We start from the raw sequence: 23373 nt of genomic DNA on the forward strand, positions 1-23373 counted from the left end.
AAAGTATAATATTAATGGTAAATATATTAAGACACTAAAAATGATTGGAGAGATGAAGAATATGGGGTTTTTGGATTTTGAATTTCATCCCTTAATACAAAGCATCGTTTCTGGTGCATTGAAAATTATACTTGCGCTTATCGCTTATGCTATCTTTTCACCAATTGGAAAACGACTTATCTCTTCTATGATGTCAAAATCAAGTGAAAAACAACGATTAAGTGAAAGTAGAGCTACAACTTTAGAAAAGTTACTGAAGAATATTTATGGATATGTACTGATCTTTATTTTGATTATTACAGTACTTAAAATCTTTGGAATTCCAGTTGCGCCGCTATTGGCTGGAGCCGGTGTAGTTGGACTGGCTATAGGTTTTGGAGCACAAGGACTTGTGAGTGATGTCGTCACGGGATTTTTCATTCTTTTAGAAAAGCAAATTGATGTAGATGATTATGTCTCGCTCGGAGGAGAATCCGGTATCGTTGAGGAAGTAGGATTAAGGACCACTCAGATGCGAGGATTTGATGGAACACTTCATTTTATACCAAACCGTAACATCTCAAACGTCAACAACCATTCACGAGGCAATATGCGAGCATTAGTTGATATAGGGATTTCTTATGATGAAAATATTGATGAAGTAGTGAAAGTTCTTCAAGATGTATGTGATCAATTTGCGGCTAAAGACGAACGCGTAAAAGAAGGTCCGGATGTTGTTGGTGTTCAAAGCTTTGGATCCTCAGACGTTGTATTACGAATCATTGCTCAAACTGAGAACATGGAGCAATGGGCCGTTGAGCGAGAGCTTAGAAAAGAAATCAAACAGGCATTAAATGAAGCAAACATCGAAATCCCTTACCCTCATCAGGTTAATATTTCAAAATCTTAATATGGATAAGTTCAAACCAGCAACTTCTTTGTGTATAATAGTAAGGAAGAAACAAAAAGTCAGGAGAGAATCAACTTATGATTAGTCGAAAAAGTGAACGTGAAATAACATTAATGCATGAAGCAGGCAAGCTGCTTGCCTCTACTCACAAAGAAATTGCAAAAATGATGAAACCTGGTATTACGACCATGGAAATTGATCAATTTGTTGAAAAGTATTTAGCAAAGCATGGTGCTACAGCAGAACAGAAGGGTTATCAAGGGTATCCCTACGCTACTTGTGCTTCTATAAATGATGAAATCTGTCATGGTTTTCCAAGAAATGAACCCCTTGAAGAGGGCGATATCGTTACCATCGATATGGTTGTTAAATTAAATGGTGCATTAGCTGATTCAGCCTGGTCTTATGCTGTAGGTGAAATAGATGATGAAAAACAGCGATTACTAAATGTAACGAAAACTTCGCTTTATAAAGGGATTGAACAGGCTGTTCCCGGAAATCGTGTTGGAGATATCGGTCATGCTATTCAATCCTACGTAGAAGGGGAAAGCTTCTCGGTCGTCCGGGAATTTACCGGACACGGAATTGGGGAATCTATGCATGAAGAACCATCTATTCTACACTACGGTCTACCTGGTAAAGGGCCTCGCTTAAAAGAAGGTATGGTCATTACAATTGAACCTATGGTTAACGGTGGGGCATGGCAATCAAAGATGGATGATAATGGCTGGACTGCACGAACCATTGATGGAGAACTGTCAGCCCAATACGAGCATACGATTGCAATTACAAAAGAAGGACCAAAAATTTTAACGGAGCAAGAATAAAGAAACAAGAATAATCATGAAAGTCAAGTAGTTCTGATACGGTTGAGAAATTTTAAAAAGTATATTAAAACACAGTATGTTTAGCACCTCAAATTGCATGCAACTACGCCTGGATGTTAATATCCAGGCGTTTTTTATGATCATGTTCTCTTAGACTATAGCAGCAGATAGTTCGTTTCGTTTGTATAATAAATGCCATAATAAAGGAGCATTATCCTTTTGAAACAACACTCCTGTTTATTTAATAAAGTTTACTTTTATATTTCCCGACGGTATCTAAGAGATATGTAATCTTCTCCTTCAATATTGCCATAGGCATCTTTTTCACGTACAAAATGAAATCCTTTGGCTTCATAAAAAGGGATACCTTTATCATTTCCTTTAAGTACAGACACCCATTGTTCCTTAGCTCCCTTATTGCGCTGTATATCTGTTAAATGATTTAAAAGTCTAGTTCCTATCCCTTCCCTCCGTCGTTTGGGGTCCAAATATAAGACATAGACTTCACTTTTATCCTTATCTATCATCCCTCCACCAATGGCTCCTACGACTTGTCCATTGTCAAGTGCTACGAAATAACCATCCCAGCCATTTGCTTCATCTAATTCACGATGGATACGATCATAATTATAAAATATTTTGTTATATCTTCTTAAGTTTTCCGGACTTTTGATATGCCCAATTGCAGCCTGCCTTCCTTCTATACATACCTTTGAAATTCTTTCCACATGCTCTGGCAATCCCCTTTTGACTTCAATCATTCTGCTCCCCCATCCTTGAAAAAATTCATAACTTTTCAACATTCAGCCCCGCTGCTAATCGCAAGTGGAATCTCCCTCTTAAACAACTGTCTCAAAAGTACCATATGTAATTTTAACACAAAATTACAATTATCCTTTACTTTTATATAATCAGCGCATCAAATTTTAAAGCGTCAGAATAGCTTTTTTGCATAAAAAAATGCTTGAATCATCAGATCCAAGCATTTATTAGTTACAGTTTATTATGAGGTACGATTTAATCGTTCCTCTACTTCATGCAGGACATCATCTGCAGTCATACCTTTTGCTTGAATAACAGATGCATCAGGAACATCTGATGTCATTCCCATAACATTTTGATCCTGCCCGGTTACAACACAGCAATCACAATTAGCAGCATCATCCATTGTGTGTAAATCAACAACATCATAGCCTTTTTCCTGTAAAGCACTTTTTACATCTGTAAGGGACTCTTCTACTCCAACCCGATTCATGATTAATCCTCCTAAAATGAAATAATATTATGGAAGTTGTAGCATCGTGGACTTATGGCCTCTCAGCCTTTTCACTTAAAAGCGATAACCACGTATGTTTTGTCCCTAGTAGTTTCTCCATTTGATGGAAAAGTATACAAAACATTACTCTATGTGTTTGAGCATGTGTACTCCAGCTTTAATTCCCGTCTCTATTGCTTCTTCATCAGGATTTAGTTTGGCATGATGTAAACCATAAGGAGAATCAACTCCGAGCCAGTACATAAAGCCTGGAATTTCTTTTAGCATATAACCGAAGTCTTCCCCTGTCATAGCTTGATTAGCCTGCTGATAAGGCACTTCAATAAGGGACATTTCTCGTTCAAATTGATCTACATATTTTTTTTGATTCCATACTTGATAATAATTTGAGCCATAATCAATTGTCACTTCACAGTCAAATCGAAGCTCGATCGCCTCTGAAATTTTCTCAATTCTTGATTTGATAAAATCCATGGTTTTGGCATTAAGGGTTCGAATGGTACCTTCTAATTTTGCTTCTTCCGCAATAATATTTTGTACGGTTCCCCCGTTAATTTTTCCTATTGAAATGACAGCAGCATCCAATGGATCAACCATCCGGGAAACAATTTGCTGTAAATCTGTTACCATTGCACTTGCACCAACTACCATATCCCTTGATTGATGAGGATAAGCAGCGTGTCCACCTTTTCCTTTTAGATTAATAAATAATTCACTCGTATTGGCAAACAAAAGTCCCTCTTTAGAAGAAACTGTTCCTGTTGGTAATTCTGGAGCAATATGCAAGGCAAATATAGAATCTGGCCACCACTTTTTCATAGGCTCTGATTCTAACATAGGGGCTGCACCCCCTGGTCCTTCTTCTGCAGGTTGAAATATCATCAATACATGATGCTTTGGTCTATTTTCGACTAATTCCGCTAAAATCCCCAATGCAATCGTCATATGTATATCATGTCCACAGGCATGCATATTCCCTTTATGCTTTGATTGATAATCAAATCCTGTATCCTCAGTTATTGGAAGTCCATCCATATCCGTACGATAACCGATTGTTTTATCTCCAACTGTTCCCTCAACTTTTACGAATATGCCAGTTTTCCACGTTTCCACTTTTAAGTGATCCTGTGGTAAATCGTGAATAAAGTCCAATAAATACTTTTGGGTTTTCACTTCTTGAAACCCAAGCTCAGGGATTTGATGCAGCTCCCGTCGAATCTTAATCATTTTCTCTAAATCCATTCATACATCCCCTTTTCAAAAGGAAAAGCAGGAGATTTTATCCTCCTGCTACACTCCTTTTACTGATCTAATTTTCGAAGCTCTTGTTTAATTTCTGTTTTACCTTTTGTTTGTTCATCAATTTCTTTGATTACCTTAGCAGGCGTTCCAGCCACTACTGTATTTGGAGGCACATCTTCTGTAACAACAGCGCCTGCTGCTACAACAGCCCCTTTTCCAACAGTAACACCTTCTAATACGACTACGTTTGCTCCTAGAACAACCTCATCTTCAATAACGACTGGTTGAGCAGATGGTGGCTCAATAACACCTGCTAGCACGGAACCAGCTCCAATATGGCAGTTCTTCCCTACTGTGGCTCGTCCACCAAGTACAACATTCATATCAATCATCGTACCTTCTCCCACAACAGAGCCAATGTTAATGCTTGCCCCCATCATAATGACAGCACCATCACCAATTTCAACCTGGTCACGAATAATTGCCCCCGGTTCAATACGCGCATTAACCTCTTTAAGATCAAGCAATGGAATCGCTGAATTACGACGATCATTTTCGATTTTATAATCAGCTATTTCCTCTTTATGTATATCTATAAATGCTTTAATATCTTTCCACTCACCGAATAAAACACCTGTTGTATCTTCAACAAAAGCTTGAATAGTCTCGCCAAATTCAAGATTATTTAAACCTCCGCCCTTCACATAAACTTTCACAGGCGTCGATTTTTTACTATCTGAAATAAATTGGATAATTTCATTTGCGTCCATCATTTTCATAAACTTTTACACCTCATCTATTCTAGTTTCCTCTTACTTTACCAAAACACCCAAACCATCGCAAGGGTAAAGAAGAGCTAGAAGGGCCCTAATTGGACTCGAAGATTGGTCTTAGAAACCATTTTACTCATTCCATGTTTACCCTTTTCAGCACTTCTAAAAAAGCACCGACAAAAGACAAATGTCGGTGCCAACTAAGTAATCGAGTACATGATTATCTTTAGTTATTCGTATTTTGGTAAAAATTTTCGTGTAAGTATTGATTTAATCTTTTCAAAATGACTCTTCTTGTTAAGATGCCGTCAAAATAACCGTCTTCATCTACAACACACACAAATGGATGGTCGACTGATACTTTAAGTCCCTCCATAAACCCATCATTCTTTTTTAAAGTAGGAAAATCCTTCCCCATTACCGATTTGACGCGCAGATTTGAAAGCTTTTCCACTTCTATCCGCTCAATACCTAAAATACTCTCAATAATCATCGTTTTACTAATAACGCCTTCAAGATGAAAATTCGAATCTAATACTGGAACGGCTGAATAACCTGTTTTCACTAGAACTAATAAAGCATGTTCTAAAGGATTTTGATTTTGTACATGTGCTACTTTTTCAGCTGGTATCATTAAATCTTTTACTTTTGTTTGTTGGATTTCTGTGCTTTCTATGCTTAACATCTCCGTTCACTCCTTTACGCACAGGAGATAACATGCAAAATAAGACCTGTTGAATGGTTTGGAGAAGGAAAGCGCCAATTAAAACCTCGGTCCTGCGGGTATATTTAGAAGATTATTTTTACATTCGGTTTCTGGCGCCTCGAGGAAACATCAATAAAAACCACTTATATTTTAACATATTTACCTATAAAATCCTATTTTTTAATATAGCTCGAGTAACTATTTAGGGAATATTTTAGTTTGAAACGTGTTTTGCATCAATGGGCAAAATCCCATAAAACTATACTGGAGGAATATTAATCTTCATTAGAATCTTCATATTTTTGATATTGGTCATGCACGTTAATTTCGATGGGTTGAATCGTCATACTTCCACATTCTGGACAAAAATGTTCATCCTCTGTCATGGAACAGCATTCTAAACAGTAAAAGTACATAATATCACCCACTTCAACTTTTTGTATATAATATGTAATGACCAAAAATGAGGTTCGGACCATCGTTTCATTTAAAGCAAACACACTTTTTTGGGCGTATACATAGGATGGATACACCCTAAAACTTACTATTTTTTACGTATGTATCTGTTAAATTGGAAAATGATAACACGTGTATAGAAAAATAAATCCTTTATAATAAGGATATACAAATCTTATACCTCATTTAGAATTTTACACGTTAACCTATCAACGAAAAGGGTGATGTACATGTATTCCTATACCAAAAAAGAAGAGATCGTGAACGGAATCACCCATGGAATCGGTGCTATACTCAGTTTGGTTGCGCTTACATTTTTGTTAATCTATGCTACAGAATCAGGCAGCTTCTGGCGTCTGTTTTCTGTTTCAATTTACGGCTTGTCTATGTTTTTCATGTATTTCTCTTCGACATTTGTCCACTTATTACCTAAAGGCAACCTTAAGGATTTTTTCTTGATTTTGGATCACAGCTCCATCTTTTTGTTTATTGCCGGAAGCTATACACCTATTACCTTACTTTTGTTAAAAGGAACCATCGGATGGACCTTATTCTTTGCAGTATGGGGAATGGCACTTTTCGGGATCATCTTTAAAATAATCTTCATCCGTAAGTTTACCTTCCTTACAACATCTCTTTATATGCTGCTTGGATGGTTTGTGGTTATAGCATGGGAGCCTTTAGCATCCAAAATGGCCTATAATGGACTTCTCCTATTAATTGTTGGTGGACTCTGTTATTCCATTGGTACTTGTTTTTACTTGTGGAGAGGATTTCCCTATCATCATGCGATTTGGCACATCCTTGTCTTACTAGGCAGCGGGTTCCACTTCTTTTCTATATTTTATTATATTGTGGTCTAATTAAGAACATAAGATTGTCTTAAATAGTCGGCTTCTGATGCCGACTTTTTTGGTGCCTTCTTCTCTCCCTAACATTCTTCTTTATGAAAAGATAAACTCCTTTTTACATCAAAATATTGCTCTCTTTTAACTATCAAAAATTTGGGGCAACGTGCTATAATACAACTAATTGATTTCTGTAAAGGGAGAAAACTATGAGAAACCAAAAACTGACAAGACGATCATTTCTAAAACGATTTACATACGGAATTCTTGGTACTCTCGGTTTGAGTGGTGGAACTTATTTTTATTCGAAACATATTGAACCATCTATGCTGACGATTACAGAGAAAACCATCCAATCTCCAAAGCTTCCAAAACCCTTCAATCAGTTTAAAATTCTGCAATTTGGTGATACTCATCTTGGTTTTCACTATAATTTAGATCAATTACGTGATTTAGTGAAAAAAATCAATAATCAAAAACCGGATTTAGTGTTATTTACTGGTGATTTAGCTGATGATCCGAATAGTTATCCTTCACCTAAGTTTGAATCTTGTGTTTCCATCCTATCAAGCATCCACGCTCCACATGGCAAATATTGGATTTATGGAAACCATGACCATGGAGGGTATGGGACGGAAAAAATTAATGCAGTAATGGAATCAGGTGGATTTGAGCTATTAAAAAATCAATCTACTACCATCTCAATGGATGGCTCTACTATACAACTGGCAGGGCTGGATGATGTTATGCTTGGCCTTCCAGATTTAGATGAGACTCTGAAGGATACTGATCCGGATTCTTTCACATTATTAATGTGTCACGAGCCTGATTATGCAGATCAAACGGTTCAATATCCGGTTGATGTACAGCTATCTGCACATAGTCATGGCGGACAAATTCAAATTCCCTTTATTGGCCATTTAATTACTCCGCCTTATGCGAATAAATATGTAGAAGGATATTTTAAGCTCGGAGAACACCCCCTTCAATTATATGTTAGTCGGGGAATAGGTACGACAAGATTACCCCTTCGTTTTTTATGCAGACCAGAGATGAATATCTATTATCTGCAAAGTCAAGAGACTATATAATAATGTGAAATGTTTTAAATATTGTCACAATGGGAAAAAGGATTATTTAAAAGTTTCCATGTTATAATGAATCTGAAAATCACAATGGAGGAAAAAACATGAAAACGAAAACGACATTATTTGTCTTGCTAACGGCTTTTCTTTTCATTCTAAGTGCCTGTGGTGCAGATGAAGAGAACAAGTCCTCCCAAGACTATGAAGGTAGCTTAGATATTGAAGTACAGGACTTTACTGCTACAAATCAAGACAACAAAGAAATGAATTTAGAAGACCTTAAGGGGACGTTTTGGGTAGCAGATTTTATTTACACACAGTGTCCTGATGTATGTCTTACCATGACTCCAAACATGGCAAAACTGCAAAATATGGTAAATGATGAAGGATTAGACACACGTTTTGTTTCTTTCAGTGTAGATCCGTCTGTTGATACTCCTGAGATTTTGAAGAAATATGGACAAAACTATGATGCTGATTTTTCCACTTGGGACTTTCTTACAGGATACTCCCAGAAGGACATTGAGTCATTTGCTGCGGATTCATTTAAGACGCTTGTTTCAAAAGTTGACGACCAGGTAACCCACGGTACATCATTTTATTTAGTTGCCCCAAATGGACATGTCATTAATAAATATAATGGATTAAAGCCAGAGGGCGTAGAAAACCTCGTAAGTGATATGAAACGTTATCAAAATCAGTAAGAGCTTATCTTACTGATTTTCCCCAAATACCCTGAATAATATGATAAACTTCTAGTAAAATAGAAATAGTTTAAAAGGAGATATTTAAATGAAACAGGACGATCAACCTATAACTACCAGACAAATTGCAGAAGCCCTGGCCGTTGTGAATCGGCACGCAAAGGCTGCGCCCGATCCGCGACAATTGTACACTTTAAAACAAAAAGCGATTCAGAAACTTTTTGCAGAAAATAAAGCCAAAAAAATTGGGCTCCACTATTCCAATCACCCCAAGTTTAGTCAACAGCATTCCACTCTCTTAATCCAAGTTGACAACTATTATTTTCATATACCTCCTAAAAGAGACGATTTCAAGCAATACAAGCACCTTGGGGCTCTTGATGAGTCCTATCGAAACCCTAAGCCCAATCTTAATCTGAGAAAAGCGAAGAAAATTTTGTACTCCTATTTAGGCTGGAAACCTGAGCCTGCCAAACATCGCTATCCAGCCTATCAGCAAAAGGCCTCTACCTGGCTTGGCAACGGGAGAAGAAAGACTTCAAGAAGTTATTTTGACCGGTAAATGACTGAATAGGATTTTTCCTATACCATATAAAAGCGAGCGAGCAGAAGGGTACTCTGCTCGCTCGCTTCTTTTATTTTAATCGTACTGCTGTGCCTGAAGCAACAACCATCATCATCCCATCACGTAATGTTTCAAAATCCAAATCGATTCCAATGACACCATCAGCACCTAATTTGGATGCTTTTTCCTTCATTTCACGAACAGCAATATCACGACCTTCAGACAGTTTTCCTTCATAGGTACCGCTTCTTCCTCCAACAATATCAGAAATTCCAGCTAAAAAGTCTCTAACTACATTGGCACCCATGATAGCTTCGCCATAGACTACATCAATATATTCCTCTATTTCCTTATTTTGTAATGTGCTTGTTGTTGTCACAATCATTCTATCCATCCTTTCTTTAGAGTTGTAATCTATAATCATTTAATCATTACGAATGATTAAATACACAATAAGTCCAACTATAGGGAAGAATAACGTCCCAATTAAAACAACAATAGCATATTCCTTGCTATTACCTTTACGAATCGAATCACGGTAAGCCCAAATACTGGTGAATATATTTAAAATAAATAGTATAAGTAAAAAAAAGAAAAGAATTGGAAGAATCAATAATGCCTCCAAAATGTTCACCTCCAGTATCCATTACGTTTTAGTCTTCCCAAAGGTTTCAGGAAAATAAAAAGATCCTTACTCTTTTAGGTAAGGATCATCATTTTATGATTCAATTGAATGTCAACCCGAAGGCGCCTGGCTCGAGAATCAAAAAACAGGGTGAATTGTTTTATAACCGAATTTTCCACACCCTTTATATCTTGGCATTTTGTTGCGGTATATGTTTCTTTTTTCTTGTCTTGAAATAGTTTATCATAGACGAAATTAAGTGACTGATAAACAGAAAGATTCCAAACAAAATGATGGCCAATGTAGAATGGGCTAAGTCACTCCATTCCATTTCCCCCGATCCCTTTACCACCTGATAGAGTTCAACCCATGTTGAGAAAAATAAATAAATAAAACTAACAACTAAAAACGTTAAAGCTTTTCTCCAGTCCAAATACATAAACCAGCGAATAATAGGACGAAAGAATAAATATAAGCAAAGAATTCCTATAAAACCTAATCCAAAATGAATATGAACATCAGTAAACCCTAATGGATACAGCTTTGCGGGATCAACAGCCCACTCATTTAAATCATTCATTGATTCCCCTCCTTCTCTACGCTTAACCGGACCCCCATGTGAGAATAACTACAGTAAAACCTGATAAAATTAACACATCATTGTAATCAATGGGGATCCAACGAAATACACTTTACTCTAAGTCTTGCTACTATTTAATAGAGATATACATGGGAACAAGTATTTTCTGAATGTTTATATTTTTTTGCCGATAACGTATAATTGGCGTAATGAAGGAGGCGTAATGACATAATGAGGCGTGCACTTATTCTTATTATAATGGGAGCTGCATTGTGGGGAACAATCGGCTGGTATGTTAACCATCTGTATGATTTGGGTTTTTCACCTCTGGAGGTTATAACAATACGTGTATCAAGTACTTCCATTCTATTAGTGTTTTACTTCGGAATGATGGAAAAAAGAATCTTCAAATTGCAAACGATTAAGGATGTTAAATATTTTATCGGTACCGGAATATTCAGTATAGTCTTTTTTAATTATTGTCTGTTTACAACAATGAATCTATCTACCCTTCCTGTTGCTACTGCTCTATTATATACAGCACCAATAATCGTAGCCATTTTGTCACGTGTTCTTTTTCAGGAAGCTTTTACGCAAAAAAAATTCATCGCCCTTATCGCTTCTATGACGGGAATATTACTGATTGTGGAAGTTATCCCCTTTAGTAGTCAGTCCTTTCAATATTTAGCTTTATTATTTGGCTTAGGATCTGGTTTGGGTTACGCATTGTACAGTATATTCAGTAAATACGCCTTGGAAAAATATCATAGTAAAACGATTACTCTATATACGTTTATAGTGGCCACAGTTGGCTTAATGCCCTTTTTCCCATTTGATAAAATTCAAATTCTTATACAGCCGGAAGCTTTTTTTTATGCGATTGGATTAGGATTGTTCCCTACCGCTCTCGCCTATATCATTTATACGATTGGATTAAAAGATGTGGAAGCTTCAAAAGCAGCAATATTTTCAACAATTGAGCCCGTTGTTGCTACCATAATTGGAGTTATCCTATTTAACGAAGCCTTTTCTTTTATTCAAGCACTTGGAATGGTTTGTATCATTACTTCGGTTATTATCCTTGAAAAATGGCCCGAAAAGAAAGCATCAACCATGATGAATGTATCTCATTAAACATTTGAAGCGACTTCATTTTGTATTAAATGAACAATAGCTGGAAGGGGCCGTTTCGTGACATCCGGAGGTGAAGGGAGTTTTGCTAGTAGATTTGCACTGGAGCTGTACGTGGCCATTCCTGAAGTTTTATCCATAAATCTCAATTTTTTCGTTTCCTATTCAAAAGTAAGAGGCTGGAACATAACAAAGTATATTGCCGGAGCGGGTTTAACAGCAACCATAATTTCTATTTCGTTCAGATTTTTCTTTGAGACAGTTAGTCCCAACCTCTTTTTTTGGGATATACTTTTTCAATTTGGCATGGAATGATATGATTGACTTGAAATTCTATCATTTATCTTCTTTTCACCAGATACTTTTCTTGTTGTATATTTATTTTCAATTTTCATATCGATTTCTTTCATAACTTGTGTATCACGCATTAGTTCTTCTTTATATTCATTTACTAATTCTTGAAATCCTGGTAATTTTGGTCTCATAGGACGACCCCTTTCGATACCTTAGATTTTCTTACAATTAAATTGTAACAAAGAATATTCTGAAAAAGCTGAAATTTTATGAACATTTTGTAACATTTTTGGAGGAATGGGAATGGAACATTTAATTAACGATAATGTAAAAAATATCGAGATATCCGGTATCCGGAAATTTTTCAACCTTGTATCAGGAAAGTCGGACATCGTTTCTTTAACGATAGGACAACCCGATTTTTATACCCCTGAACATGTAAAAGAGGCAGGTAAGCTTTCCATTGATCAAAATCATACAACCTATACACATAATGCAGGCATGCTTCAGTTAAGAGAAGCGATTGCTGCCTATGTAAATGAGAAATATGACTTAAACTATAATCCAAACCATGAAGTGATTGCAACAGTTGGGGCTTCTCAGGCCATTGATATCACTTTTAGAACGATTTTATCTCCTGATGATGAAGTCATCTTACCTGGACCTGTATATCCTGGATATGAACCCCTTATCCAGTTAGCCGGGGCTAAACCTGTTATTGCCGATACGAGGACTAATGACTTTAAACTAACTGCTGATGTGCTTGAACGATATATAACCAATCAAACCAAATGTATTGTTCTCCCTTATCCGTCGAATCCTACTGGTGTAAGCTTAACGAAGGATGAATTACAGGAGATTGCAGAGCTTATTAAGGGTAAATCCATATTCCTATTAGCAGATGAAATTTATGCAGAACTAACCTATGAAAAACCACACTACTCCATAGGACGCTTTACTGAAATTCGTGACCAAATGATTATTATTCAGGGGTTATCTAAGTCCCATTCTATGACAGGCTGGCGGATTGGATATGTACTTGCTTCTGAAAAAATTGCCAAACATCTACTTAAGGTTCATCAATACAATGTCTCTTGTCCAACCAGTATCAGTCAATATGCGGCATTAGAGGCATTGACAGAGGGTAAATCAGATGCAGACCCAATGCGGCAGGAATATAAAAAGCGACGTGATTATGTTTATCAGGAATTGCAAAAAATGGGATTAGATACCGTTCTGCCTGATGGAGCCTTTTACTTATTTCCGAAGTTTCCGATTAGGGAAGGGTCATCATTTGAATTAGGATTGGACTTAGTGAACAAAGCCGGGCTAGCATTAGTCCCGGGGGACGCATTCTCTCCACTAGGCGAGGGTTATATGAGGATTTCGTATGCGTACGATATGGAAACTCTCAAAGAAGGAATGAAACGTCTAAGAGATTATTTATAACCCTTAATTAAAATAGGGAACTAAAAAATCAGCGGCCCCAAACCGCTGATTTTTTTAAAATGAAATTTGAAAGACATATGATGATTTGTAAGGTGTTAATATCGGCTCTGCTTGACAATTTGATACATATTTAACAATATATCAAGTTCCTGGCTAACCTCAATGGATTCTTTACTAGTAAACCCATACCACGTGGCAACTTCGACCAACTTAAATCGAACTAACTCAATTTCTTCTTTTAGTTTTACTGCATCTTCTGTTGACACCACCACTTATGGAGCCCCCTAAAATAACTACCTCGATTCTATTATACCATAATAGAACCTGATGATTTCAGGGAAATGTTTTAACTTTTTGACAAATTCCATACCTTTTTTTCTTTCAGTTTACTCTTTATATAGCGATTCAGTAGTTTATCAAGTTCCTGGCTAACCGTCAGAGTTTTTTTACTTGAGATACCATGATCATCTGCAATCTCAAGCATTTTTTCTCTCTTTTCTAAAATTTCTTCATAAAGAACTTCTTTTTCTTGTACACTATTCCCCATATCCAATTCCCTTTCTATGTATTTTTTAAACGTTTATGATTATGTCAAATGTAATAGAGAAAGTAAATAGTATCGCAAAATTAGACAATCTTTTTCGAAAAGGATTGATATATAACATATTATCGGATATTTTTCGACATAAATTGAGCCTCTTTATAGGGAATTACAGAAGTAGGTCTTTTACCGGTTTTAAATCTTCACAAAAGAATATTATAATATGATATAAATTAGTCATCTTTTGATTATACTTGTGGTAACATGGTAAAGGTAATAATTATACTTATGATTTTTTGAGAAGGGACGAGTTATTTTGGCAAAAGAAATTTGGGAATGGGGAAAGGCTATTATTATTGCAATCATTCTTGCTTTTTTTATTCGTTCATTTATTTTTGCTACATCTATCGTTGAAGGGGCAAGCATGTATCCTACCCTGGAAAATGGGGAAAGAGTTGTTTTTAACAAAGCAATCTATTTCGTAAGTGAACCTGATCGGGGTGACATCGTGATTATTCAAAAACCAACCAAAAATTATGTAAAACGGGTCATTGGTTTACCTAATGATGTAATTGAAGTGAAAAATCATTCCTTATACATTAATGGCGAAAAACAAACACAAACTTATTTGGATGAAGATGCTATCCAATCCACCTCTGATTTTGAGCCTATTACAGTTCCTGAAGGGCAATACTTTGTTATGGGAGACAATCGCTCCATCAGTAAAGACAGTAGAAACGGTTTAGGACTAATTAAAGAAAACGAAATCATCGGAAGAAGCGAACTCATCATCTACCCCTTCAACGAATTCTCATTAACTAGGTAGAAAAGCGAAGGCGACTGCGAAGGTCCGACAGCTTAAGCAGAAGACACGAAGTGGCACGATTTTCGCCACGCAGTGGATTATGCTTATGTCTGCTTGGACCTAGGAGCCGTAGCTGGACATTAAAAAGCGAAGGCGACTGCGTAGGTCTGGCGGGATAAGACGAAGACATGAAGTGGCACGTATTTAGCCACAGAATGGCTTTGGCTTATGTCCGACATGGCCTAGGAGCCGTAGCTGGACATTAGAAAAGCGAAGGCGACTGAATAGGTCCGGCAGCTTAAGCCTTAAAAAGCACTTCAAACGCATTTTACGTTTGAAGTGCTTTCTTTATCTCATCTTTTCAGGTAAAGCCGTAATAGATTCTATAAGAATATCGAGCTTACTCTCAATGCGGTGTAGCAAGTAAAACGTAACCACAACCGGAAAGCCGATTTCAGGAATCCAATTGGCCCAGTTTTCCATCATTAATAACCCACCTCCTTAATAGTTCTTCTTTGTTTTTAAATTAAAAGGGAGCGAACCTTTTATCGCCCCCTTTCACCTTTAAATTTCAATTTCCTGTACATTTCTTTCTACAATTCTGGCACTTTTCTTCTCAATGATATCGCCACCTGAAGAAGTGAAAGCGTTTTGTGTAACAATCTCATCCATAGCTTGATTAATCAGATCCGTATCAACTGGTTCTACGGGCTCGTCTAAGGAAAATGTTACAGTTTTGCCCTCTTCATTAGCGAATTTGAGTTCCAATTTTTTTGCCATTGTCTCCCCTCCTTTCTTCCTCATTCTGTTTTAAGCATTAGTTAAATAATATAGATGCATCATTTCGCTCAACAGAATATAATGTCCGCTCTTGCAAAGGGACAAGAGCATTGGTAACCGCCATTAGCTGATCAGGAGTTGCACCAGTTTTAACATTGTTGAAGTTCTTATTTTTATAGGTGATTTCTCCGTTTTCATCTGTTCCTGTCTCAAATACAAGCTGTAACTGTGAACGAACGGTTTGTGATGTCGCCATCCCCTTTCACCTCCTTTCACTTTTATAATCGCAAGGAGTCAGAGAAAAGTGTCTTTTTGATGAAGGGGGATTGTTTGGATTTACCCACTCAGAATAAAAATACATCCCCTATCCCCCTAAAGAACAAAAGCTTTGAAGGGCTCCCTTAGCGATGTACGGAGGCGGAGGAAATCTCACTGGGGTGCTGTGGCCATTCCTGGATTTTTATCCCGTGACCTCCCGTCTTATGATTTTCCTATATAAAAAAACCTTGTCACTCGAGTGACAAGGTTTAAAGAAAGTAAGTATACTGATACGTGTTTAGTCAGGCATTGTCAAAGATGCAAAAGCCCATATATAAGAGAAGTATCGCTACACATACAATACCCATTATCGTTTCAATCATACTGAGGTACACCTCCCATACATACTATTATGACAGAAATAATAAAATTCCTTCCTCTTCATTTAGAAATAAATGGTCGTTGAATCAAATCTATCATTTTTTATTTTATCAAAAAATACCTACTTTTAAGCCTAATTTTTTAAATTCTATGTTAAAATTTATGATGAACTTAATATAGAATAAGACTTCAATTGTGGATTAATCAACCATTTAATTGTAAGTTGAAATATTTGGATTTTACCAACTGTTTACAGCAACTCATGATTAAAGAAAAATACCGGCCGTAGACGTGGTAAATATAAGCTTAAGCAGGTGATTTTGATGGCCCATTGCCCTTTCTGTGGAACAGAGGTGAAACAAGAAGAGGAGTACTGTATTAATTGCGGTAAACCATTACCGAATGATTTAAATGAGAGAATGTCAAAGAATCAAGGTTTTAATAAATGGTGGTTTGTGCCAATTAGTGGATTATTCCTTGCAATTATTGTCTTTATTGGCTTTTATTTTTTCTTATCCTATCAGGAAAATCAGGCTGTAGAAGCTTATGAAAAAGCCGAAAAAATAGCTGTAGAAGGGAATTTTCAACAAGCAAAAAACCTCTTTAAAGAGGCAAAAGAGCATAAATCTTATTTTCCTGCAGCTGTACAAAATGCTCAGTTTATGGACATTGCATTATCCATTCAAAACCAAATACAATCTGCGAATAAATTGATGGATGAAAAGGCCTACCAGCAAGGACTTAAAATTACAAAACAGGCTGAAGAGGACCTACAGAATTACAATGGTGAGGTCGTCGATAAATTATTAGAACAACTCGTAAAGACCCGAAATGAAATCAAAACGGCAGAATTAAAAAACAAATTAAGTCAGGATCCAGCTATTGATGATTTAAAACTTCTTCTTTGGCAGGCAGAAAGCATTCAGACGGATGAGGCAAAATCCATGGCAAAGGAAATCCGAACCAGATTAGTGGATTTTACGTATTCCACAGCAAATGAAAGCTTAAAGTTAAAACAATTCTCAGATGCAATGGCCATTATAGAAGACGGGTTACGCTATGCCCCTGAAAACGAAAAATTGCAAAGTCTGAAAACAACCATCGAAAAAGAAAAAGTAGCATTTGAAACAGAGCAGCAAAAACGGATTGAACAAGCCATCAGTGCAGCTGAACAGGAACATGAGTTAAATAAAAACGATGCCATCGAAATGGTTTCCATTAAATCAAAGAAAGATGAATTTGGTGATTTAGTGGTTACAGGGACTCTAAAAAGTGTGGCTACGGTTCCCATTTACTCCGTTTCTGTATCCTATAACTTGTTAAACGGAGATGGAGAAGTTGTTGAGTCCAACGAAGTTTATGTGTATCCAGATACACTTTATCCAGACGAAGAGGGTCATTTTGAATTTACCCACTATGAGGTTAAAGAAGAACTAAAAGCGGAAGTCGATCAAGTCAAATGGTTCCTTGACTCACCGTAATGAGGAGTGACTTGGATGAAAAATAAGCACCTATTTTGGCCCATTATTATAACTGTTACCATTACCCTTTGTGTTACTATCCTTATGTATCTTTATTATCAAAATTGGGATGAAGAATCCATTGAGCACGAAAATAAAGTAGCCAGTTTAGTACGTGCAGATGAAGAAAGTAAAACGACGCTAAAAACGATTATTCATGAGGCGCAAAAATCGGTCGTCCAAATTGAGGCTGAAAGTGAATCGGGAAAAAATATTGGTTCCGGTTTTGTTTATAATAATAAAGGAGATATTATGACCAATGCGCACGTAGTCGAAAATGCTGATTCCGTTTATGTCAAGACGTCTGATGCCAGAACCTATCCTGCTGCCATTATCGGCCTAGGATCAGAGGAAGATGTTGCGGTACTTCGTGTTCCCCAGTTGGTTGACGGGAAAACATTATCACTAAATCCGAACTTTGAACCTGAAATTGGGGATGAAATTATCGCAGTTGGAAGTCCATTAGGTTTCCAAAACACGGTAACAACCGGAATAATTTCGGGAAAAAATCGCAGCTTTTCAGTTGATGAGCAATATAATTATCAAGGGCTATACCAAATTTCTGCCCCGATTACGAATGGAAATAGCGGTGGACCATTAATTCACCGCCAATCTGGTGAAATTATTGCTATAAATTCTGCAGGTTCAAATGAAGGACAAATTGGCTTCAGTCTCCCCATCCACCAGGTTATAGACCAGGTAAAAATGTGGTCTGACAAAGCGGACGATGAGGAATTACAGTATGATGGAGCTATTAAGGCTCAAGATACACCTGATGAAGATCAATTTATACAGGATGCAACTTATATCGTCAATTATTTTTATGAAAATATTGAGATGCGAGATTATTTAAATGCCTATAAGTTATTAGGAATGAATGGGCAAAGACAAACAAGCTATCAGGATTTTCGTAATGAATATGTTCACATTCACGATTTAAGTATTACTAATATCAGTCCTGAAGTACAACCCAATCAGCGTGTTAAGATTACTTTAAATGCTGATCATGTTTCAAGGGATGAACATCAAGTCAAGATTACTGAGCATTATGAAAGCACCTTTATCATTGGTTATGAAAATGATCAATTAAAAATACTGGAGAAAAATCAGGAATTACTTTCTACTACTGAGCAGGAGTCATCCCCTGCTGAAGATACCCAGGAAGAAAATAAAGATGAATCCCAATCTTAATTTAAATCCTCTATACATTTTTCCTGTATAGAGGATTTTTCATCGGTTTATCTGTGATTAAGGAGGAAAGCTATATTTATGAACAAAAAATTAAAAAGCATAAGACAAGTTGAAGCGCATCAAAGTCTCTTTCAATGCCCCATTTGCCATACATTTATGCGTGTTCATGAAACTAAAAGCTTCATTTGTCAAAATCATCACACTTTTGATTTTACCAGGAAAGGATACTTAAATCTTACAACCCGTCCTGCCAAGACGAAATACAACACAGATTTATTTGAATCACGTAGAGAATTAATGGTAGAGCACAAATTATTTGAGCCCGTGCTTCAGCAAATTTCCGAATGGATTCAAAGGAACTTTTCACAAAAGGATACTCTTTATCTCTTAGACACAGGCTGTGGAGAAGGTTCTCACCTTTCCTGCCTTTCTGGAAAGCTGCAATCTGAGTTTAAAAAAGATGTAACTGGAATAGGAATTGATTTATCAAAGGAAGGAATCATGGTAGCTAGTAAAAATTATACGGAAAATATTTGGGCCGTTGCTGATCTTGCTCACTCCCCTTTTCAAGATCAATCCTTCCACATCCTATTAAACATTTTATCACCATCCAATTACGCAGAATTTAAAAGGCTGTTAAAGGAAGATGGTTTTGTAATAAAAGTGGTACCGCAACGTGACTATTTAAAGGAATTAAGAGAAGTCTTTTTTGAAGATACGAGTAAACAATCTTATTCCAACGAAGAGACGGTTGAACTTTTTACTCGTCATTTCCAATTAAAGGATCGTATGGAGGTGAAATACAAGGTGGATTTAGATTCAGCTTCTGTTCACTCATTAATTCAAATGACACCTCTAACATGGTCAATACCAGAAACTCACGTTCAATCTGTTCTAGAGCAGCATTCCTTATCCTCCATTACCGTGGACCTTGAGATTTTAGTCGGTGTAAAGTAAAAAGAAGAGGGTATTCTCTCCTATTTGAGACTGCCCTCTTCTTTCTTAGTAAGATTGTGTATCCAGGATTTACTTAACATACTTACACGATTTTCATGCAAAAAAACGTTCTGCTATCTTTGGAGCAACAGGTTTACTAAAATAAAACCCTTGTATTTCATCGCATTTTTGGCTCTTAAGAAATTCCAGTTGTTCCTTTGTTTCCACACCTTCAGCAATTACTTTCATATCCAACGAATGGGACAAATGGATAATGGATTTCACAATTGCCTGATTTTGTTCCTTATCTCCTCTAATAAATAATTGATCAATTTTTAGCTTACTAAGAGGAAACTGGCTTAAATATTTCATAGAGGAATAACCTGTTCCAAAGTCATCTATTGATACATTAACCCCCAGTTCCTTTAAACCCTTTAAAGTTTCCATAATATAAGCTTCATTAGACATCGACATACTCTCTGTAATCTCAAGCTCTAAAAAGGCCGAATCCAGTTTTGTTTCCAGCAGTATTTGCTTGACCTTATTGACTAAATCCTTTTGAAGAAATTGTTTAACCGATAAGTTTACACTCACTTTAGTAGGACCATACCCTTTTTCATGCCACTTTTTATTTTGCCTGCACGCCTCACGAAGTACCCAGTCCCCTATTTCAATTATTAGTCCAGTTTTTTCTGCTAAAGGAATAAACATACCAGGAGAAATATAACCTCTTGAAGGATGCTTCCACCGAAGTAAAGCTTCAAATCCAATAACCTGATCATTGGAAATATCTACTTGTGGCTGGTAATGAACTTCAAATTGCTTTTGTTTAATCGCTCGTCTCATTTCATTTTCAATCGTAAGCATCTCTTTAAAATCTTTTGTTATTGAAGATTCAAATAATTTATAATGATTACGTTGATTTTCCTTAATGACATACATAGCTGAATCAGCCTGCTTAACCAGCTCATTTGGCTTATCTGCGTTTTCCGGATATATACTAATACCAATACTTACGGTCGTAAAAATTTCAAAGTCCTGAACCTTAATAGGCGTCTGAAAAGCATTAATCACTTTTTTCGCAAAAGCTTCTGCTTCGGCTTTTGATTTAATATCACGTTGTAAAATCAAAAATTCATCTCCACTCATACGAGCAATGAAATTTTTCGTATTTAACAACTGTTTTAGACGTTTAGCACATGACTGTAATAAGGCATCACCAAATTGGTAACCTAGTGTATCGTTTATTTGCTTAAAATAATCAATATCTACAAAGTGTACGGCCATTTGGCAATCCTTATTTTGGATTTCTGCAATGGCTTCTTCCAATGTTTTCATAAAAAAGTTACGATTGGGAAGATCGGTTAGTTCATCATAGTAGGCCATAAATTGAATTTGTTTTTCACTCTGCACACGATCCGTAACATCACGTAACACTGCGATACGCAAATCCCCATCTTTATCAGGATATGGATGGGGTAATACATCTACATAAAGGGGAAAACCCGATTTCTTATACGCCTTTACTAAATAGGGAGTATCAAGATGTTTATTCATATTATTCTTTATAAGATTGGTATAACGCGAGTCGATGAAGGAGTAAATGGATTGATTGATGAGTTCTGATTTTGTGTAGCCAAATAGTTCTGCTAAAGAATCATCACAATCAATTATCCGGCCAGCTTGATGTAAAACCAAGCCCTCATAAGGCTGACTCATTTGGTATTTTAGTTCATACATATGGTACTCTTTTTGATCTTTAAAACGGACAGGTTGAATAAATAAACATATATGGCTGTCAGTAAGCTTCCAGCTTTTAATTTGAACCATTTTTGTATTTACGAAATCCAGTTCAACTAAAACTGGTTTTTTTTTCGTCTCAGCCACGTCTTCTATCGTAAAAAAATGATCAATTGACTGGCCTATAAGCGCTTCATCATTTAACAACTCATTAGCTGCATGATTTGCGAATAGGATCTCTCCTTCTGCTTTCATAATGACAATTGCATCATTTACCTCTTCCAGCACCCAAGCCGGTGTCATAAGTTCGGTGTTACGAGATCCTTTCTTCAAAGTAATTCCCCCTAAATGTATGACTTACTAGCCAATGATGATTTTTTCTTTTGGATAATGAAATTCACTCTTCTTTCTCTCATTGTTAAAAGAAAAGAGCAGAGTTAAAATGCCAATTCGTCCAATAAACATAAGAATCATCAGGATAACCTTACTTACGGGTGAAAGCTCTTCTGTAATTCCCATAGATAAACCAGTTGTACCAAAGGCAGAGCTAACTTCAAAAATGATTGCCATAAGTGATGAGTCTTCCAAAACTGTGAGAATCGTCACAGCGGTAAAACAAAGAAGAACCGCCATTAAAATGACCACAACTGCTTTATATAAGTCTTCTTCATGAACTTCCCTTCGAAAGAAAGCTACTGTACGTTTTCCTCTGGCAAAGGTAATAATAAATATAATAACTAATGCAAAAGTCGTAGTCCGGATACCTCCACCTACACTACTTGGGGAAGCACCCACAAACATCAATGCAGAAGTCACAAACTGGGACTGTTCCGTTAGTACATTCATATCTAGCGTGGATAGCCCCCCACTTCTGCTTGTCGTAGATTGAAATAAGCTGTAAAAGATCATTTCATGCCATGATTTATCAGCAAAGAAATGATTCCATTCTAATAAAATTATAATAAGAAATCCGAATATTAATAAGCAAGCATATGTAAAAGTTGTGACCTTTGTAAATAAAGAAAAACGCATAAATTTTCGTTCTTCTTGTGAAGAGAATAAATAATCCTTAACCTCAATTAATACCGGAAAACCTATCGATCCAAATATGATAAGTGCAATGTGAATGGTTTGAACAAAATAATCATCTTTAAATGGAATTAGGGATTGCCCTGTTATATCAAATCCTCCATTGGTCGTTGCACTGATTGAGGCGAAAAAACCATGAAAATAGGCTTCCTGCCAGTTAGGAAAGTAAGTTAAATAATAAGTGCCAAGAACAAGGAAACCTATTAGCTCAATCCATAATATGAGTTTGAAAATCCCTTTCATTAACTTAACGATTCCTTTAAATGAATACTGGTTATGGTCAGCCATGATTAAGCGCCGTTCTTTTAAACCAATTTTCTTCCCTACCACAATCCAGATAAGGGTTCCAAGAGTCATCACCCCTACTCCACCAAACTGGAGCACAATGGCCAACAAGATAACACCAAATGAGTTAAAGGTATCTACAATTGATACAACAGATAAGCCTGTTACACTCACAGCGCTAACAGATGTAAAAAGCACTTCCATAAAGGTTAGATTAATTCCATCTTTATGAGCAATGGGCATGCCTAGTAACATGCAGGATACAGTAACCGCTATGATGTAAAAAATCATAATGAGCTGCGCAGGCGAACGCTTATTTAACCATTCTGAAAATTTATTTCTTCCTAGCATTACATTTTCTCCCTTTATTCACTAAAATCCTTCTTATCATGACAAT

30 protein-coding genes are annotated in these 23373 nt (G+C 36.5%); 12 read left to right on the forward strand and 18 right to left on the reverse strand.

The window, feature by feature from the left end; translation table 11 throughout:
* The first annotated feature begins 61 nt into the window (after positions 1–61).
* A complete protein-coding gene (locus tag BMX63_RS14130) occupies positions 62–889 on the forward strand; it encodes a mechanosensitive ion channel family protein (RefSeq protein ID WP_093136830.1) in 828 nt (275 codons plus the stop codon).
* A gap of 77 nt (positions 890–966) precedes the next feature.
* Positions 967–1716 (forward strand): type I methionyl aminopeptidase, encoded by a 750-nt coding sequence (gene map / locus BMX63_RS14135; RefSeq protein ID WP_093136831.1) that lies wholly within the window; start codon positions 967–969, stop codon positions 1714–1716.
* A gap of 257 nt (positions 1717–1973) precedes the next feature.
* On the opposite strand, the gene BMX63_RS14140 is transcribed toward map, so the two are convergent.
* From BMX63_RS14140 to BMX63_RS14165, 6 genes are all read right to left on the reverse strand, one after another.
* Positions 1974–2477 carry a GNAT family N-acetyltransferase gene (locus tag BMX63_RS14140; protein ID WP_093136833.1) on the reverse strand — a complete coding sequence of 168 codons (504 nt, stop codon included), beginning with the start codon at positions 2475–2477 and terminating at the stop codon, positions 1974–1976.
* 242 nt (positions 2478–2719) lie between these two features.
* Positions 2720–2974 (reverse strand): YkuS family protein, encoded by a 255-nt coding sequence (locus BMX63_RS14145; protein ID WP_093136834.1) that lies wholly within the window; start codon positions 2972–2974, stop codon positions 2720–2722.
* A gap of 141 nt (positions 2975–3115) precedes the next feature.
* Positions 3116–4234, reverse strand: coding sequence for an N-acetyldiaminopimelate deacetylase (locus BMX63_RS14150; RefSeq protein ID WP_093136836.1), 1119 nt, complete (start codon positions 4232–4234; stop codon positions 3116–3118).
* Between the two features lie 59 nt (positions 4235–4293).
* Complete coding sequence (dapD, locus tag BMX63_RS14155; RefSeq protein ID WP_177167326.1) at positions 4294–5013, reverse strand: 2,3,4,5-tetrahydropyridine-2,6-dicarboxylate N-acetyltransferase; 720 nt, start codon at positions 5011–5013, stop codon at positions 4294–4296.
* A 220-nt stretch (positions 5014–5233) separates the two neighbouring features.
* On the reverse strand, positions 5234–5692 hold the full coding sequence (cbpB, locus tag BMX63_RS14160) for a cyclic-di-AMP-binding protein CbpB (protein ID WP_093136838.1): 459 nt from the start codon (positions 5690–5692) through the stop codon (positions 5234–5236).
* A gap of 296 nt (positions 5693–5988) precedes the next feature.
* Positions 5989–6213, reverse strand: coding sequence for a hypothetical protein (locus BMX63_RS14165; protein WP_093136839.1), 225 nt, complete (start codon positions 6211–6213; stop codon positions 5989–5991).
* 186 nt (positions 6214–6399) lie between these two features.
* On the opposite strand from BMX63_RS14165, the gene trhA reads away from it, so the two are divergent.
* The 4 genes from trhA to BMX63_RS14185 all read left to right on the forward strand — a co-directional run bounded on the left by trhA (position 6400) and on the right by BMX63_RS14185 (position 9368).
* Entirely contained in the window at positions 6400–7032 is a 633-nt protein-coding gene (gene trhA / locus BMX63_RS14170) for a PAQR family membrane homeostasis protein TrhA (protein ID WP_342733203.1), read from the forward strand.
* A 194-nt stretch (positions 7033–7226) separates the two neighbouring features.
* Positions 7227–8108, forward strand: coding sequence for a metallophosphoesterase (locus tag BMX63_RS14175; RefSeq protein ID WP_245732840.1), 882 nt, complete (start codon positions 7227–7229; stop codon positions 8106–8108).
* Positions 8109–8206: 98 nt separating this feature from the next.
* Entirely contained in the window at positions 8207–8806 is a 600-nt protein-coding gene (locus BMX63_RS14180; protein WP_093136842.1) for an SCO family protein, read from the forward strand.
* A gap of 88 nt (positions 8807–8894) precedes the next feature.
* Positions 8895–9368: a YkyB family protein gene (locus BMX63_RS14185; protein ID WP_093136844.1), complete on the forward strand. Its 474-nt coding sequence runs from the start codon at positions 8895–8897 to the stop codon at positions 9366–9368.
* 73 nt (positions 9369–9441) lie between these two features.
* Here the strand turns inward: BMX63_RS14185 and BMX63_RS14190 are convergent, their stop codons facing one another.
* From BMX63_RS14190 to BMX63_RS14200, 3 genes are all read right to left on the reverse strand, one after another.
* Positions 9442–9756, reverse strand: coding sequence for a YbjQ family protein (locus tag BMX63_RS14190; RefSeq protein WP_093136845.1), 315 nt, complete (start codon positions 9754–9756; stop codon positions 9442–9444).
* A gap of 39 nt (positions 9757–9795) precedes the next feature.
* Complete coding sequence (locus BMX63_RS14195) at positions 9796–9996, reverse strand: PLDc N-terminal domain-containing protein (protein ID WP_245732841.1); 201 nt, start codon at positions 9994–9996, stop codon at positions 9796–9798.
* Positions 9997–10180: 184 nt separating this feature from the next.
* Positions 10181–10576: a hypothetical protein gene (locus tag BMX63_RS14200; RefSeq protein WP_093136849.1), complete on the reverse strand. Its 396-nt coding sequence runs from the start codon at positions 10574–10576 to the stop codon at positions 10181–10183.
* A 231-nt stretch (positions 10577–10807) separates the two neighbouring features.
* Between BMX63_RS14200 and BMX63_RS14205 the strand changes: the two genes are divergently transcribed.
* Positions 10808–11710: a DMT family transporter gene (locus BMX63_RS14205; RefSeq protein ID WP_093136851.1), complete on the forward strand. Its 903-nt coding sequence runs from the start codon at positions 10808–10810 to the stop codon at positions 11708–11710.
* Here BMX63_RS14205 and BMX63_RS18305 read toward each other — a convergent pair.
* Both BMX63_RS18305 and BMX63_RS14215 read right to left on the reverse strand, forming a co-directional pair.
* Positions 11707–11847, reverse strand: a complete 141-nt coding sequence (locus BMX63_RS18305; protein WP_220083835.1) for a hypothetical protein — start codon at positions 11845–11847, stop codon at positions 11707–11709. The two genes, BMX63_RS14205 and BMX63_RS18305, sit on opposite strands and share 4 nt — an antisense overlap.
* A 156-nt stretch (positions 11848–12003) precedes the next feature.
* Positions 12004–12192, reverse strand: a complete 189-nt coding sequence (locus BMX63_RS14215) for an FbpB family small basic protein (RefSeq protein WP_093136854.1) — start codon at positions 12190–12192, stop codon at positions 12004–12006.
* Between the two features lie 112 nt (positions 12193–12304).
* On the opposite strand from BMX63_RS14215, the gene BMX63_RS14220 reads away from it, so the two are divergent.
* Positions 12305–13450: an aminotransferase A gene (locus BMX63_RS14220; RefSeq protein WP_093136856.1), complete on the forward strand. Its 1146-nt coding sequence runs from the start codon at positions 12305–12307 to the stop codon at positions 13448–13450.
* Positions 13451–13545: 95 nt separating this feature from the next.
* Here the strand turns inward: BMX63_RS14220 and BMX63_RS14225 are convergent, their stop codons facing one another.
* Positions 13546–13722 carry an aspartyl-phosphate phosphatase Spo0E family protein gene (locus BMX63_RS14225; protein ID WP_093136857.1) on the reverse strand — a complete coding sequence of 59 codons (177 nt, stop codon included), beginning with the start codon at positions 13720–13722 and terminating at the stop codon, positions 13546–13548.
* 74 nt (positions 13723–13796) lie between these two features.
* Positions 13797–13997, reverse strand: coding sequence for an aspartyl-phosphate phosphatase Spo0E family protein (locus BMX63_RS14230; protein WP_093136859.1), 201 nt, complete (start codon positions 13995–13997; stop codon positions 13797–13799).
* A gap of 310 nt (positions 13998–14307) precedes the next feature.
* On the opposite strand from BMX63_RS14230, the gene lepB reads away from it, so the two are divergent.
* Positions 14308–14817 (forward strand): signal peptidase I, encoded by a 510-nt coding sequence (gene lepB, locus BMX63_RS14235; protein ID WP_093136860.1) that lies wholly within the window; start codon positions 14308–14310, stop codon positions 14815–14817.
* Positions 14818–15144: 327 nt separating this feature from the next.
* Here lepB and BMX63_RS14240 read toward each other — a convergent pair whose 3' ends face one another.
* The 3 genes from BMX63_RS14240 to BMX63_RS14250 form a co-directional block, all read right to left on the reverse strand.
* Positions 15145–15279, reverse strand: a complete 135-nt coding sequence (locus BMX63_RS14240; RefSeq protein ID WP_093136952.1) for a YvrJ family protein — start codon at positions 15277–15279, stop codon at positions 15145–15147.
* A gap of 81 nt (positions 15280–15360) precedes the next feature.
* Entirely contained in the window at positions 15361–15576 is a 216-nt protein-coding gene (locus BMX63_RS14245) for a DUF2922 domain-containing protein (RefSeq protein ID WP_093136862.1), read from the reverse strand.
* A gap of 37 nt (positions 15577–15613) precedes the next feature.
* Positions 15614–15832 carry a DUF1659 domain-containing protein gene (locus BMX63_RS14250; RefSeq protein ID WP_093136864.1) on the reverse strand — a complete coding sequence of 73 codons (219 nt, stop codon included), beginning with the start codon at positions 15830–15832 and terminating at the stop codon, positions 15614–15616.
* Positions 15833–16538: 706 nt separating this feature from the next.
* Here BMX63_RS14250 and BMX63_RS14255 point away from each other — a divergent pair.
* The 3 genes from BMX63_RS14255 (at position 16539) to BMX63_RS14265 (ending at position 19883) form a co-directional block, all read left to right on the forward strand.
* Complete coding sequence (locus tag BMX63_RS14255; protein WP_093136866.1) at positions 16539–17696, forward strand: FxLYD domain-containing protein; 1158 nt, start codon at positions 16539–16541, stop codon at positions 17694–17696.
* A gap of 15 nt (positions 17697–17711) precedes the next feature.
* A complete protein-coding gene (locus BMX63_RS14260; RefSeq protein WP_093136868.1) occupies positions 17712–18926 on the forward strand; it encodes a S1C family serine protease in 1215 nt (404 codons plus the stop codon).
* A 78-nt stretch (positions 18927–19004) separates the two neighbouring features.
* The gene (locus BMX63_RS14265; protein ID WP_093136870.1) at positions 19005–19883 is read left to right on the forward strand and encodes a putative RNA methyltransferase; all 879 of its coding nucleotides are present in this window, start codon (positions 19005–19007) and stop codon (positions 19881–19883) included.
* Between the two features lie 93 nt (positions 19884–19976).
* Here BMX63_RS14265 and BMX63_RS14270 read toward each other — a convergent pair whose 3' ends face one another.
* Both BMX63_RS14270 and BMX63_RS14275 read right to left on the reverse strand, forming a co-directional pair.
* Positions 19977–21935 carry a sensor domain-containing protein gene (locus BMX63_RS14270; protein ID WP_093136871.1) on the reverse strand — a complete coding sequence of 653 codons (1959 nt, stop codon included), beginning with the start codon at positions 21933–21935 and terminating at the stop codon, positions 19977–19979.
* A 27-nt stretch (positions 21936–21962) separates the two neighbouring features.
* Positions 21963–23327, reverse strand: a complete 1365-nt coding sequence (locus BMX63_RS14275) for a TrkH family potassium uptake protein (RefSeq protein ID WP_093136873.1) — start codon at positions 23325–23327, stop codon at positions 21963–21965.
* Positions 23328–23373 lie beyond the last annotated feature (46 nt).

Source organism: Salinibacillus kushneri, from assembly GCF_900111405.1.
GTDB lineage: Bacteria > Bacillota > Bacilli > Bacillales > Alkalibacillaceae > Salinibacillus > Salinibacillus kushneri.

Excerpts from the sequence above, each read along its gene's own strand:
- BMX63_RS14130 (WP_093136830.1), top strand. The coding sequence starts at position 62 with ATGGGGTTTTTGGATTTTGAATTTCATCCCTTAATACAAAGCATCGTT.
- map (WP_093136831.1), top strand. The coding sequence starts at position 967 with ATGATTAGTCGAAAAAGTGAACGTGAAATAACATTAATGCATGAAGCA.
- BMX63_RS14140 (WP_093136833.1), bottom strand. The coding sequence starts at position 2,477 with ATGATTGAAGTCAAAAGGGGATTGCCAGAGCATGTGGAAAGAATTTCA.
- BMX63_RS14150 (WP_093136836.1), bottom strand. The coding sequence starts at position 4,234 with ATGGATTTAGAGAAAATGATTAAGATTCGACGGGAGCTGCATCAAATC.
- dapD (WP_177167326.1), bottom strand. The coding sequence starts at position 5,013 with ATGAAAATGATGGACGCAAATGAAATTATCCAATTTATTTCAGATAGT.
- cbpB (WP_093136838.1), bottom strand. The coding sequence starts at position 5,692 with ATGTTAAGCATAGAAAGCACAGAAATCCAACAAACAAAAGTAAAAGAT.
- trhA (WP_342733203.1), top strand. The coding sequence starts at position 6,400 with ATGTATTCCTATACCAAAAAAGAAGAGATCGTGAACGGAATCACCCAT.
- BMX63_RS14175 (WP_245732840.1), top strand. The coding sequence starts at position 7,227 with ATGAGAAACCAAAAACTGACAAGACGATCATTTCTAAAACGATTTACA.
- BMX63_RS14180 (WP_093136842.1), top strand. The coding sequence starts at position 8,207 with ATGAAAACGAAAACGACATTATTTGTCTTGCTAACGGCTTTTCTTTTC.
- BMX63_RS14185 (WP_093136844.1), top strand. The coding sequence starts at position 8,895 with ATGAAACAGGACGATCAACCTATAACTACCAGACAAATTGCAGAAGCC.
- BMX63_RS14190 (WP_093136845.1), bottom strand. The coding sequence starts at position 9,756 with ATGATTGTGACAACAACAAGCACATTACAAAATAAGGAAATAGAGGAA.
- BMX63_RS14200 (WP_093136849.1), bottom strand. The coding sequence starts at position 10,576 with ATGAATGATTTAAATGAGTGGGCTGTTGATCCCGCAAAGCTGTATCCA.
- BMX63_RS14205 (WP_093136851.1), top strand. The coding sequence starts at position 10,808 with ATGAGGCGTGCACTTATTCTTATTATAATGGGAGCTGCATTGTGGGGA.
- BMX63_RS18305 (WP_220083835.1), bottom strand. The coding sequence starts at position 11,847 with ATGGATAAAACTTCAGGAATGGCCACGTACAGCTCCAGTGCAAATCTA.
- BMX63_RS14215 (WP_093136854.1), bottom strand. The coding sequence starts at position 12,192 with ATGAGACCAAAATTACCAGGATTTCAAGAATTAGTAAATGAATATAAA.
- BMX63_RS14220 (WP_093136856.1), top strand. The coding sequence starts at position 12,305 with ATGGAACATTTAATTAACGATAATGTAAAAAATATCGAGATATCCGGT.
- BMX63_RS14230 (WP_093136859.1), bottom strand. The coding sequence starts at position 13,997 with ATGGGGAATAGTGTACAAGAAAAAGAAGTTCTTTATGAAGAAATTTTA.
- BMX63_RS14240 (WP_093136952.1), bottom strand. The coding sequence starts at position 15,279 with ATGGAAAACTGGGCCAATTGGATTCCTGAAATCGGCTTTCCGGTTGTG.
- BMX63_RS14245 (WP_093136862.1), bottom strand. The coding sequence starts at position 15,576 with ATGGCAAAAAAATTGGAACTCAAATTCGCTAATGAAGAGGGCAAAACT.
- BMX63_RS14250 (WP_093136864.1), bottom strand. The coding sequence starts at position 15,832 with ATGGCGACATCACAAACCGTTCGTTCACAGTTACAGCTTGTATTTGAG.
- BMX63_RS14255 (WP_093136866.1), top strand. The coding sequence starts at position 16,539 with ATGGCCCATTGCCCTTTCTGTGGAACAGAGGTGAAACAAGAAGAGGAG.
- BMX63_RS14260 (WP_093136868.1), top strand. The coding sequence starts at position 17,712 with ATGAAAAATAAGCACCTATTTTGGCCCATTATTATAACTGTTACCATT.
- BMX63_RS14265 (WP_093136870.1), top strand. The coding sequence starts at position 19,005 with ATGAACAAAAAATTAAAAAGCATAAGACAAGTTGAAGCGCATCAAAGT.
- BMX63_RS14275 (WP_093136873.1), bottom strand. The coding sequence starts at position 23,327 with ATGCTAGGAAGAAATAAATTTTCAGAATGGTTAAATAAGCGTTCGCCT.